The organism is Verrucomicrobia bacterium CG1_02_43_26 (assembly GCA_001872735.1).
GTDB lineage: Bacteria > Verrucomicrobiota > Verrucomicrobiia > Opitutales > CG1-02-43-26 > CG1-02-43-26.
Window position 1 is genome coordinate 121,407 of the sequence record MNWT01000024.1, and the last position, 13,067, is coordinate 134,473.

Annotated in this window: 7 protein-coding genes; 4 read left to right on the forward strand and 3 right to left on the reverse strand. The window is 42.8% G+C overall.

Annotation, left to right across the window (positions count from 1 at the left end):
• Positions 1-34 precede the first annotated feature (34 nt).
• Positions 35-1,003, forward strand: coding sequence for a hypothetical protein (locus AUJ82_08425; GenBank protein ID OIO58724.1), 969 nt, complete (start codon positions 35-37; stop codon positions 1,001-1,003).
• Here the strand turns inward: AUJ82_08425 and AUJ82_08430 are convergent.
• On the reverse strand, positions 978-2,021 hold the full coding sequence (locus tag AUJ82_08430; GenBank protein OIO58737.1) for a hypothetical protein: 1,044 nt from the start codon (positions 2,019-2,021) through the stop codon (positions 978-980). The genes AUJ82_08425 and AUJ82_08430 overlap by 26 nt on opposite strands.
• Positions 2,022-2,063: 42 nt before the next feature.
• On the opposite strand from AUJ82_08430, the gene AUJ82_08435 reads away from it, so the two are divergent.
• The gene (locus AUJ82_08435) at positions 2,064-3,017 is read left to right on the forward strand and encodes a ribonuclease HIII (GenBank protein OIO58725.1); all 954 of its coding nucleotides are present in this window, start codon (positions 2,064-2,066) and stop codon (positions 3,015-3,017) included.
• A 12-nt stretch (positions 3,018-3,029) separates the two neighbouring features.
• Positions 3,030-3,740, forward strand: coding sequence for a hypothetical protein (locus AUJ82_08440; GenBank protein OIO58726.1), 711 nt, complete (start codon positions 3,030-3,032; stop codon positions 3,738-3,740).
• Between the two features lie 9 nt (positions 3,741-3,749).
• Here the strand turns inward: AUJ82_08440 and AUJ82_08445 are convergent, their stop codons facing one another.
• Positions 3,750-5,843, reverse strand: coding sequence for a hypothetical protein (locus tag AUJ82_08445; GenBank protein ID OIO58727.1), 2,094 nt, complete (start codon positions 5,841-5,843; stop codon positions 3,750-3,752).
• Positions 5,822-8,983, reverse strand: coding sequence for a hypothetical protein (locus AUJ82_08450; protein OIO58728.1), 3,162 nt, complete (start codon positions 8,981-8,983; stop codon positions 5,822-5,824). Before AUJ82_08450 ends, AUJ82_08445 begins: the two co-directional genes overlap by 22 nt.
• A 223-nt stretch (positions 8,984-9,206) precedes the next feature.
• Here AUJ82_08450 and AUJ82_08455 point away from each other — a divergent pair, with 223 nt between their 5' ends.
• Positions 9,207-12,944, forward strand: a complete 3,738-nt coding sequence (locus AUJ82_08455; protein ID OIO58729.1) for a chromosome segregation protein SMC — start codon at positions 9,207-9,209, stop codon at positions 12,942-12,944.
• Positions 12,945-13,067 lie beyond the last annotated feature (123 nt).

The window sequence follows — 13,067 nt, forward strand, 5'->3', positions numbered from 1 at the left end:
CTTAGGTGGGCTATGAGATCAAAATCCAAGGTAAATGGATCCGATTATTTCCCTATCAACTTGTTGGTTGTCGCATAGGCATACTGATGGTTATCAGATGCTAACAGAAGTGGCCGAGATGGGCTTTGAGTATGTTGAATTGAGCCATGGGATAAGGCTGAGTTTGGTGCCTGGGGTATTGAAAGCGGTTGAAGAAGGGGTCATTAAGGTTTCCTCTGTGCATAATTTTTGCCCGTTGCCTGCAGGGGTGATTCAGGCGGCTCCTAATCTCTTTCAGCCCTCTTCCGGGAGTTTGGCGGAGCAGAATTTGTGGTTTAAAAACACACTACGTACGTTGGAGTTTTCGATGGCTGTAAATGCCAAGATTATGGTAGCCCATATGGGGAGCGTAACTTTCTTTTGGTCGAGGCCGGACCAGAAGGTTTACCTGCCCCTTAAGGAACATGGTTTAGAAAAGATGCAGGCAGAGGAGGCGTTTATGAAGCAAGTGCAATCCATTGCCAAGAAAGCCAAGCGCAAGTCTAAGACGGTGATGAAGCGTGTTTATCATGCCATGGAGCGCATTCTCCCGATAGCAAGAGAAATGGGTGTGAAGATAGCCATTGAGAATAGGGACAGAATTTTAGAAATCCCTTTAGCTGAGCAGGAAGCTGATTTCTTAGAACACTTTGCCGGCGAAGACGCGATATGCGGTTGGCATGATAGTGGCCACGCTAAAGTAAGGGAGCAACTTGGGCTTATTGACCACGAGAAGTTACTTGAAGCAACCCATAAGAAGCTGATCGGTTTTCATTTAAAAGATGTTACTCAGGGGGGCAGGGATGACCAACCTATTGGCAGTGGAGTGGTTGATTTTGAGATGATTTCCAAGTATTTTCGTGAAGGGCAAGCTCTGGTGATTGAACTGGGGCCAAATGTACCCAGAGAAGGTGTTATATCATCCAAACAAAAACTTGAAGAATTGATTAAGAAGCGTTTTACACAGCCGCTTGTATCGCATTAACCCAACGCCTGTGGGGTCCGGAAAGCGTTATTTCATGCAACTGATTGAGGGGAATCCATTGCAGGTCTGCATTCTTAGTAATGGCCTTTAAGAGATTAGGCGTAGGAGGAATATGGTAGATGGACTCTGTGATACGTTGCGTACTGATGGATCGATTCTTTTTAAGGAGAAGCGGGTAAGTGGAGAGAGTATCCGGGCTAATGAAGTCATCTGAGGCTGGGAGTTCGTAGATATTGGCTAGCCGCTTTTCGTTTTCAGAGATGTAGTGAAGTAGAAGTTTGTTGTTATGAACAACCCAACCACGGTTGATGGACAATTTAGTAATCTGCTTTTTTTGAATTTTAGGAAAGTTTGCCCAAGTATTATTCAGGCCGGCGTGGCAGAAAGATTTAACAGGGCAAATGCCACATTTAGCATTTTGGCGTGTACAAATCGTAGCGCCAAGCTCCATCATCGCTTGGTTATGAGTATTGGGATCCTTGACATCTATTATTTCGTGGGCAAGGACAGAAAAGACATCATGCGCCTGAGAGCTTCCCCCGAAAGAGACATCACAGGAAGTCAAACGGGCTAAGATGCGAATAACATTACCATCGATGACGGGTATAGGGTCTCCAAAGGCAATACTGGCAATTGCCGCCGCAGTGTAGGGACCAACTCCCGGGAATTTCTGCCAAGCAACAGCGGTTTCCGGAATTTCCTTTAATAAAACAATTGCCTTAGCCAGTTTGTGTAAATTGCGAGCTCGCGTATAGTAACCCAATCCCTCCCAGTACTTTAGGACGGATTCCTCTGGAGTATTTGCGAGGGCTTGAAAGTTTGGGAAATGCTCAAGCCAACGATCGAAGTAGGGCAAGACTGTTGTCACCTGCGTCTGCTGAAGCATGAATTCGGAAACAACTGTTTTGTAAAGCGAAGGGTGCGTGCGCCAAGGCAGCTTGCGATGATTCTTTTGGTACCAGGCACGTAAGTTTTCAGCGAAGGCTTGTTTGTTCTCGAGAAGTAAGTGTGAATTCAGGTTCGCCATTTTAAGGAAATTTATCCATAAATCTTAACTGATATGGCTAAAAATGCAAAAGGAGATTCTAAAGAACCTGTAAAATTATATACGATCGAGCTCTCCGGCGCTCAAATGAAACAGTTACAAGCATATTGTGAAGGACAAATGTGGAGCGAGTATAAGGTTGATTACGCGCTATTTGCTTTTAAAGGAGATAAAGTAAACGTTGTCGCTTACGAGAGCGGAAAACTCGTAGTGCAAGGAAGGAAGACGGAAGAATTTGTACGATTCGTATTAGAAGCGGAGATTACCAAGCAACCTAAGTTGGGATATGACGAAGTTAACCACCCCGAGTGGTTTGAACCACATGCCGGGTTAGATGAAAGCGGAAAAGGAGACCTGTTTGGCCCAGTCGTTTCAGCCTGCGTGATTGCCGATAGTGACATGATTCGTAAATGGGTAGAAGCGGGGATAAAGGACAGCAAGCAGATCAAAGGCGATGAAAGCATTTTAAAGTTTGATGCTATTATTCGAAACACACAGGGCGTAGCCGTTAAAACAACCTTTGCCGGTATGCGTAAGTACAACGAACTGTATGTTAAATTTGGGTCAAACCTAAATCGCTTGTTAGCTTGGCTGCACGCAACTTCACTAAAAGAAGCATTAAAAGTAAAAAAAGTTTCCTGGGGCATGTTAGACCAGTTTAGCAAGGCACCGCTTGTACAAAACTATTTTAAAGACTCTGATTTTGATTTAAGAATGCAGACAAAGGCCGAGGAAGACCCTGTGGTAGCGGCGGCCTCAATTGTTGCGCGCGCCGAATATGTTCGGCAGATGAATAAATTGTCTGAAAAGGCGGGAGAAGAGCTTCGTAAAGGCGCGAGCGGCGAAGTAAAAGCCCAGGCCAAGCGGTTGATAGAAAAATTTGGTGGCGAAGAACTAGGGGACTATGCTAAGCTGCACTTCAAGACAGCATACGAAGCCTTAGGAATTCCTGTGCCGACTAAAGAATAATCTACTTAGCCTATGCCTGCCCCCAAAAAGTCTAAATTACTATCATTTGATCTCGAGCAGATCCAGGAAAGCAATGGGATTATAGGGGTTGATGAAGCGGGCAGGGGAGCGCTCGCCGGACCCGTTATGGTAGGAGCTGTGTGGATAAGAAAGGATTTTTATGCCTCAAAGGAACTTAAAGAAGTAGCTGAAAAGGTTAACGATTCTAAGCAACTCACTGAAAAGCAGCGGGAGAGCATCTACAAAGTTTTATTGACCTGGAAAGAAGAAGGCCTTATCCAGATGATGACTCAGGAAGGCAGCGTCACAGAAATTGAGCGCAGGAATATCTTAGGTGCAACGCAATTAGCCGTTGGGCTTATTTTAGAAAGTTGGTTAAAGCCTATTCAGATTGAAGAAAGGCCCCTGGTATTAATCGATGGCAAGCCGATGCGCAATATTGATTGGGATCATCGAGCTGTTGTTCGCGGCGATGGCCGGAGCCTGACAATTGCCATGGCTTCTATTGCGGCAAAGGTTTCCAGAGACCAGTTAATGAATAAACTAGCACTAGATTACCCTTATTATGATTTCCCCAAACATAAGGGTTATGCAACGGAAAGACACCGCAGAGAGATCTTGGAAAACGGCGTTTCGGATATACACAGACGATTGTTTGTAAGAAGCATCTTGGATAAAGTGGCTGAGAAACATCAACAAGAGTCCTTTTTGTTCGATAATTAATCGTTTTAACTAAAAAGGGAAACCAACGGACAGATGAAATTGGCCGATCGGATCATGCTTACGCGGATCCAAGTTTCTTCCATAACTAAAACGAATCGGGCCAATAAGCGTTCTATAGGCAATTCCTACACCCGCTGAGAAAAGAGCTTTGTTTGCGGGATAACGATCAAAACGCTTGGCTTGAAAAAGACTATCCAAGAAAACAAATACGGAGAAATCCTCAGTGAGACGTTGATCGAGCTCCAGATTAACGAGTATATAAGATTCCGCACCCACAACTTTATTTTGAGAATCCTTTGGCGCAGCTTGGCCTTGGCGATAGCCCCGAACCGTATTTTCACCCCCCAAGAAAAAACGTTTGTTGAAAGGAATGTTTTCGGAAACCTTACCCAAGGTAACGATAAAACCATGCTTTAAACCAACATGAAACGTCAATGACCGACTGATGGGGTGGTGATAGGCTCCACCAAACTCGATACTGTTATATTGAACATTACCACCCAGTTCCTTAAGCGCGAATTCAAACGCAGCGAAGACTTGATAACCCTTTGTAGGAAAAAGAATACTATCTAATTTTGTTTGTTGGCCGGCCAATTCTATACTAGATACACGAGAGTGAGCACGACCAATATTGGCGGGAATGGTTTGGCCAAGTGCTTTCAAGTCCTCATAATTATACTTTATGGAAGTGTTGATATCGTATTGCGGAAAAACACGCTGTAGTGCTATAGAGCCCCCTAATTCTCGACGCTTGAACGACACCTCCTGGCGATTTAGAAAAAATGCGTTTCCGTATGCCGAAACATCTTCCATAAAAATTTCCGGAACCGTATACGTTGTGCTAATACTAGATGATTTAAATGATTGTACCGCTTTCAGTTTAGCCCTGTGACCTAGCCCCCAAATGTTTCTGCGCTCTACAATCACACCGAAGCGTACAAGCTCATAACTGCCATAACCCGTCAGAAGGCTAATAACAGTGCGTTTCCTAGGTTTACATTGAAAAATGACATTGCGAACATCATCGCCCACCTTTTCGTATTTGATTTGGACAGATTCAAATATACCCAATTTATTCAAACGGTTACGCACCTTTTCTACTTCACGTATATTTAGTTTTTCACCCGTTTGCAGGGTGTCTGACTTATTTAAAACCGATTCTCGCGTAACCCCGATATCCAGGAACTCAACTTTACCGACATAAACAAGTTCGCCAGGTGTAACAGAAATTTCGATATCTACCTGAACGCTATGACTTTTTTCCTGATCATTTACAATTTTACCCTCAACCTTAACATCGGGGTAACCCATGGCATAATAATCATTACGCACCTTAGCAATATAGGCCCAGAGCCATGAGCGAGTGAAGAGTTGGCCCTCGGGTTTTTCAATTATTTCCCTCGTTTCCTTATCTCGAAGATCTATGGTTTTAACCGAGTTAACGTAAAATAATTTACCCGTATTGACTTTGATGTTTACGTCTACCTGACCATTCTCATCATTAATCTTTGTTTCTGAGTCCTCAATTTTGGCTTCGTGATAGCCCAAACCCTCTAGCTTTTCTATAATTCGAGCCAAACCCTCCTTTAGACGAGAAGGGGTGTAGTATTTATCACTATCCGTCATTATCAGGAAACTGGACTCATAAAAGAAAGATTCAGGTGGGTTCTCCTCAAGCACCTCAGCTGGCAAGCCCTCAATCTTGATATTATGAAACGCATATTTCACGCCTTTATGAATAGTGAACAGGATGTAGTTCACCTTTACGTTTAATGGAAGAGTAGGATTAAACGAGCCATCCCAATTACTTTTAACAGTTTCCCCATCAATCGTTTGAGCTTGGATAGAAAAATTTGGCTTCAAATAGCCTGTTTCTTCTACCTTTCCTCGGATGATCCATAAAGCATCCTCTATGAAATTAATGTTATAAACAGGCTCCGCTTCGGTGCTTTCTGGCAATACTGCTTCAATGGACTTGATAATAGAACGTGTACCATGCCCAAAGCCCTTTATTTTTAAAGATGGGGTAGCTGCCATAGCAGTTGAAAAACTCACTATGCCGAGCAATAGAAAGAGCGCTATTATTTTGCGTATATTTGCCATAGTAAATCTACATTATACGCATCATAGCGATCTCGTTCTCCAACGATAGAGAAACGATCATTTATTTTATATTCCACATTAATGGTGTCCTGTCCCGTTTCCGAAATTTGCTCACCCACTCGAATAGTGATACGATCAGCTAAATCGGATTGGCCACCAAAATCTTTTAACACACCAGATCCCAGAAACAGACCAAGGCTCCCCAGACGTTGGGAAGTAGAGCGCTGCTGGGTAGATTGGGGAATTTGGCCGGAAGTAACCATTAACAAAATTTGACCGGATTCTAGTGGCGGAGAGGATGTAAACGTAATCTGGGGATCATCTGCGGTGCCACCAATATTCATCGTAATGTCATACCCGTAGGTTTTTCCTGTTCCGGTTATAGCGAGTTGTGGCGAATAGGGGTTAGATTCGTTTAACAAGATTTCGCCTTGCTGGATCGTGAAAGTCGTGAAGGGGAATTTAATTGTGCCGCCGTCTAGGGTAATTTCGCCAATGCTAACCGGGTCTTCCAATGTGCCGGACAGTTCTAAGTGTGCTGAAAACTTACTCTTTAAAACAGGGGTGTCTAGTGTAAGGAAATCTTTTCCCTCGATAAGGATATCCAATCCCCAATCAGCTACTAACGGATTTTTAACTGAGAAATAGGGTGGGTTCGAGCCCGGGGAGCCCATGCTTGTTTTAAAGTCACTAAAGGTTAACAGAGCGAAACCTTCTTTAAGCAAGATGTTACCCGCGATAGTCGTTTTACCGAGAGCGGTTTTTGCGGTAAGATCTACATTTGCTTTCAGAACAAGCCCCGGAGAGCGAAGAATAGGCACATCCTCCCCTTTTAGCTCAAGATCCAAAACCGGTTTCTCAATGTCCTTATAATTGACTCTGCCACTTAATACAACAGGCTGACTTCCAAGCAAACCCGAGAAGGTTTGTATGTTAGCTTCTTGTTTATTAAACGAAATAAAAGAGTGAATGTTATCAATAGGCCCCATAGGCATCAGGGGATATGTAGACATACCTTCGACTATTAGACTGCCCTGCCATTGATCATCTGAGGAAAACTTGATATTAACGGTTAATGTACCTTGTTCCTTCACCACATCCGGCAAGAAAGCCCTCAATACTTTTATCGGAATTTTGCTGGCTTCCGCCAAACCTTCAACACCCGTTAACTCTGGGCTTCTACCGCTAAAAACATCTTCCCAGAACTTTTTATTTACTGGCATGCCGGAGTGTAACGAAACCAGCTGTTCCTCGGCATTTAAGAAAATTTCGCTTTCTGCCTTTAAATAATCACTTTCTATATCTAGGGATAAATTACCATAGAGCGTCTTCTGAGCATTGATGGGGTGAGCAAACTCGGTATTCAATTTACCCGTAACGACTTTATCTTCCAAATCGAAGTAGGCCACTAGCGTTGTAAATTTTAGAGGCAGGAAGATTGGATCAAATTTAACAATAGTGCCCGCTACCATTAGCGGAAAATTTGTAAGCGTCAGTTCTAAATGGCCTTTACGTAACTCGTTTATAAAAAAGTTACCCTCTAATTCAGACAACGATCCCTCTTCTGAAAATTTAAAATGGGTCGTTTTGTAATAATCTTTATCAAACGCTTTTTCAATTGTGAAGGGTATACGAGATTCATATTGAGCTTCCGGTTCATCCGTTGCTTCATTAAAAATAGCAATGCTCCATTTCCGAATATTTGCTATAAAGTGTGTATCCGTTATATTTGCTGAGCCTTCAATATTGTGTTCCCCTGTTTTGGTGGTCGTTTTTACAGAAAACGTGTCTATCTCTTTAGACGTGCCATGCCACTTGAGATCATGCTTTGTCTCAAGCAACTGTTTATATTCATCAATTTCGCCTTTAAATTGCCCCGAATGGATGTGGGTTTGGAAATCAGCAGCAAGAGACAACTCTGCATCTACGACACGATCGACTTTCAATTTAAACGTCTCTAAGGCAAAGTTTGGCCAATTGAAATGGGAAACGAGATCAAATTCCTCAATGGCATGCTTTGCGTATACGAGGTCTGTTCCTGATAAATTAATTTTGACTTCGGGGTAATCTGTTTCACGAGCCTCCTCAACCAGAATAAGCCCCTTTATAATGCCATCTGCATTTATGAAATCTATTTGGCCAAGGTTTATGTTAATATTAAGTTCAGTAGCGTTATTGTCTGCAATTTGCGCATCTTTACCAGACTGAACCCAGGGTGTTTCGACTTTCAGCTCTTCGATTTTTAAGCTTTTATCGCTAAAACTGAGTTTGATAACAGTATTCAGATCTTTTGCCTTTTTGGGATCAATTGCTCTGGCAACACCTTTGGCATCCAGGTGAAAGGTATCTGCTTGCCAAACCAAAGTGCCCGAGAATAGAGGTTGATGGTATTCCGGAACGTTTAGCCACTCTTCTGGAAGGATCCAGGCTTCTGAATACATGTTGAGCTCATAGGGAAGCAGGGATTTTTCATCCCAAACAGCATCCAACGTAGAGACATTGTCCATCCAGGTGACTTTGCCATGCACGTTTAAATTTTCATCTGAAATTATTAAATCTCCCTCGAAAAAGGCGCGAAAACGAGGTAAAACAAACAGGCCACCAATTTTATTTTGATTGGGAAAAATCTCGGTACGGAAACGAAAATATTCATCTTTTGGCAAGTATAGGCCATTTGCGAAAATGATATCGTTACCCCAAGTGATCAGAGTAAAGTCAAATTGGTCAGTGAACCTAAGAGCCCGAACACGCATATTGGGGAGCCAGCGATTGACATCCTTTATAGTGGACAAAAATTCATTAAAAAGCTCGTAAGCACTCTGCTTTGTAATATCGAATCCGGTGCCTTCGGATCCCGTTTCAGGAGCTTTTTCAACTATATTTACATCAACAAGCTCTACCGGAAGAGCCAGTTGGCCTGTAAAACGACCGATTGCCCAGAAAAGCGGACTAGGGAGTGTAACTTGCTTTATAGTAACGTGATAGTCTTCTTCAGCAAATTCGACTGCATTCAGAGTAATGCTCCTGATGTTCTCGTTCTCATACCCTTGATAAACAACACCATACTGCCTAAGCAAAGTCGGCAAAAACCAATCTAGCCAATAGGGGGCAGAGACAAGGGAGATTGCCAGAAAAAGCACTATCCAGGTAATGATTCTATGGGTATTTTTAGTCAGCAAGGCTTTAATATTTATTATGAAAGTTGAGGCAATGGCAATCCTTTTGAATCGAAAGTACCACCTTCTTTCCCGACTGATCCATAAATTTTTTTAATTTGCGTATAAAAAATCTAATTTAAAAAATATAAAAAGTTTGCAAATCCCCTGCAAAGCCTTTACTAATAGGGGCTCAGCGTTTTTAAATATGTATTTAAAGGAAGTTATTCTAGAGGGCTTTAAGAGCTTTGCAGATCGCACCAAGGTAATCCTGGGTCCGGGAGTAACGACTATTGTTGGGCCAAACGGTTGCGGGAAGAGCAATATTGTAGACGCTATTCGGTGGGTTCTGGGAGAGCAGAGTGCAAAGGCTCTACGAGGCGGTAAGATGAATGATGTTATTTTCGAGGGCTCTGACAAACGCGCCGCGCTCCCAGTATGTGAGGTTTCTTTAGTTTTCACAGATTGTGAGAAAGAACTCGGAACAGCTTTTAATGAAGTACAAATAACAAGACGTGTTTCGAGAGAAGGTGGGGGTAATTATTACATCAATGGCAAAGCCTGCCGCTTAAAGGATATACAACAGCTCTTTATGGATACAGGTATCGGGCGTGTCTCGTATTCCTTTATGGTACAGGGGCAGATTGACCAGATTCTCTCGACAAACCCGGAAGAACGCCGTGTGATTTTTGAAGAAGCGGCTGGGATCACTCGCTATAAGGCTCAAAGACGTGAAGCGATGAATAAACTGGCGCTCGTTGACCAAAATTTATCGCGTATCAATGATGTTATTGATGAAGTAGGCCGACAAATCACTGCCCTTAAGCGACAAGCCAGTAAAGCCATTCGTTTCAAACGTGTTTCGCACCGCTTAAAGCACTTGGATCTCGGTTGGAATAGTTTTCAATATCAAGAAAAACACGCGTTAATAGAATCGTTGACGGGTAAAGTAGGGGAGTTGCGTGATGTTGTTCAAGCCGCGCAACAGAAGCTGACCGATGGTGAGGTGATGCTTGCGGAAAGAAAAGAAGAGCGCCGAGACCAATACGAGAAGCTACAATCCATACAGCAGGGAGTGTTTGATATCACTTCTAAAAAGGATCAGGCGGAGAACCTAGCCCATGTGTCTATGGTGCGCCAACAGGATTATAAGGATAGGATAGCCGTTACCGAAAAGGATATTTTATCGTTAGAGAAGCAGCAAAAGGATTTAGAAGCAAAAATGGAGGATACCTCCGTTAATCGCGAATCTCAAATGACGCTTGTGGATGCTTCGGACAATTTATACAAAGAGAAGAATAAAGTTCTACTAGAAATACAGGATAAATTGCGCGTCCTTGAAGGTAATTTTCAAAAAGAAAAGCAAAAGCTGCACACCCTACGCGGTGAAATAGATCGTCTACAATCTAAGCGTTCTTCCTTAGAAGTTGATCTGCAAACAAACGAAGCCAGGGAAAAAGATTTAGAAGAGTCTATCAAGGATACAGAAGAACAGTTTGCTCAGATAAAAGAAAAATTATCTTCTACGGAAGCTGCCGTGAAAACTGTCCAAGAAACAGTTGCGAAATGCGAAAAGGAATTGGACGCTGCACAAAAAGTGACCATCGAGAAACGAGAAAAATTTAAAGCGGCCCAGCACGAAATACAAGATCAAGACCGTAAAATTGCCCGCCTGAACGCGCAGTTAAGTGTTTTAGAAGCCATGCAATCCCGATTTGAGGGGTTTAGCGAGGTCACAAAATCGATCATGAAGGGCAAGCTGGATTCTGTTTTGGAAAAAGGCAAGTACGATTTACTGACCAAGCATATTGAAGTGGTACCAGAGTATATAACAGCCTTTGAAGTCCTATTGGGTATGGGGGTAGATGCTGTATCGCTTCAAGACATGAATCAACTTGCCGATGTGGCACCCTTCCTTGCGGATAAAAAGTGGGCCAAGGCATGTTTTAATATCCCTGTTCCCGAACAAAAGGAGAATAGGGCTAAAAAAATCCCTACCGGTATTGTAAAAGCAATCGATTGCGTGAAAAGTCGATCCGATAGTTTAACCAAAAACATCGAAGCTCTTTTGAAGGATTGTTATTTTTGTGACTCCTTAACTACTTTTTTAAGCATCTGGAAAGATAACCCGGACTTTATATTTTCACTCGTAGCCACTCAAAGCGGTGAGTTGATCGACGCTAGAGGATTAGTCTTTACCCCAAATTACGAAAGCCAAAAGAAGAAGGACGGTGGGTTTATTCAACGCGAAGCTGAGATAAGAGAACTACGTACCGAGCTGCAAAAGGAGCAAAAGCAACTTGAAGCCCTTTCAAACAAAAGTAAAGATCACCACACTGTTCTAGAGGACAGCGAAGCTGATGTGGAACAAAAGAAAAATAATTTAGCAGCCGCACGCCAGGAATTGACAACAGCCCAGCTTGAGGATCGTTCCACAAGAAATCATTCGATAAATTTGGAACAAAAGGTAAAACAATTTAGCGATCGCCGTAAGCAGTTTACCAATAACATCAAAGAAGCTAAAGAGCGTTACGAAAAAGGTTCCGTAGAACTTGAGCAAAAGCAAGAAGAGCTATCAAAGATTGATGAAGTCATCAAAGGTGCTGAAGATGATATCACACAATGCCGCCAAGACAGAGACCTTCAAATGGAAGCTGTTTCGGAGCTTCGGGTAGATTTGGCTGAGAAAAAACAATTATTGCAGCACATTGCCCATGGGTTGAGCCAGATCGAACAGCGCAAGCAGGGTACAGCACATATGTTGAATACCCGCCAACGTGAGCTTCATACTTATCAAGATGAGGTGGCAAAGTTGGGTGAAGCGGCCGTTAGCGCAAAAACGCAAGTAGAAGAATTTATCAAGGCAATGAACGAAGCGAAGGCTAATCTGGAAAAGCAACGCCAAGTCGTTACAGCTGTGGAAGAGGCTTTGAACCAGGTCGAAGCCGTGCTTAATGAACAACGTAAAATTGCGCATGAGAAAGAAGGCCAGTTGGCAAAACTTGAAATACAGTTAACACAAGCCACCTCTCAAGAGCGTTTTATTACGGAAAAAATGTCCTCTGAGTATCATGTTGAGATTGAGGAGATCGATTGGGTACAGCAATTATGGCTCGCAGATGAAGAATTCAAAACAAAGATCAGCCTGGATGATTTAGAAGAAGATAAGGACTTTTTTGAAAATCAGAAAAAGCATAAAGGTTCCGTTCCTACAAAAGAAGAACTGGAGGCTTTGCAAAATACTGCTTGGCCTGAGGTGAAGAATGAAATCGATGAACTGAAATCTAAAATCTCTTCCATGGGTGCCGTTAACTTGGTTGCCATCGAGGAATACGCAGAACTGAAAGAGCGTTTTGAGTTTCTCAAAACACAGAGCGAGGATTTAACAAATTCCAAAAACGAGCTGCTAACCGCAATAGAGGAAATCAATAAGACTTCAGAAAAGATGTTCCATGAGACGTTCCAGAAGGTACGTAACAACTTTAGCGAAACCTTTAATGCCCTTTTTGGCGGAGGCCATGCAGATCTTATTCTTCAGGAAAGTGACGATGTGCTAGATTCCGGTATCGAAATCATAGCCCGCCCTCCAGGAACAAAATTAAAAAGCCTGACCCTCTTAAGTGGTGGGCAAAAGACGATGACAGCTGTTGCGTTGCTCTTTGCCATCTATCGCGTAAAACCAAGCCCATTCTGCGTACTGGATGAGTTGGATGCGCCGTTGGATGATGCCAATATCGGGCGTTTCGTAAAGATGTTACGTGATTTCACCCAATTCTCTCAATTCCTGGTCATTTCCCATAATAAACGAACGATCGCTGCTGCCGATACTATCTATGGCGTAACGATGCAAGAACGTGGAGTAACAAGGCTCATTTCCATGCGCTTTAATAAAAATGAGCAACGGGAAAAGGAATTGGACGAAGTAGCGTTTGCGAGTGTGCGATAGTAGAGCACTTGAGTAAATTAAGTTGTCTGGTAATGATTACGACTCGAATGACGAGGCAAAAAAGAGTTTAAAAAAGGTAAGTAAAGAGATGTAATGAAGGAGTGGTTCAAGAAACGATCAAAT

Bases quoted from the DNA above. Each gene is read 5' to 3' on its own strand.
- AUJ82_08445 (OIO58727.1), bottom strand. From the start codon at position 5,843: ATGGCAAATATACGCAAAATAATAGCGCTCTTTCTATTGCTCGGCATA.
- AUJ82_08425 (OIO58724.1), top strand. From the start codon at position 35: ATGGATCCGATTATTTCCCTATCAACTTGTTGGTTGTCGCATAGGCAT.
- AUJ82_08435 (OIO58725.1), top strand. From the start codon at position 2,064: ATGGCTAAAAATGCAAAAGGAGATTCTAAAGAACCTGTAAAATTATAT.
- AUJ82_08440 (OIO58726.1), top strand. From the start codon at position 3,030: ATGCCTGCCCCCAAAAAGTCTAAATTACTATCATTTGATCTCGAGCAG.
- AUJ82_08455 (OIO58729.1), top strand. From the start codon at position 9,207: ATGTATTTAAAGGAAGTTATTCTAGAGGGCTTTAAGAGCTTTGCAGAT.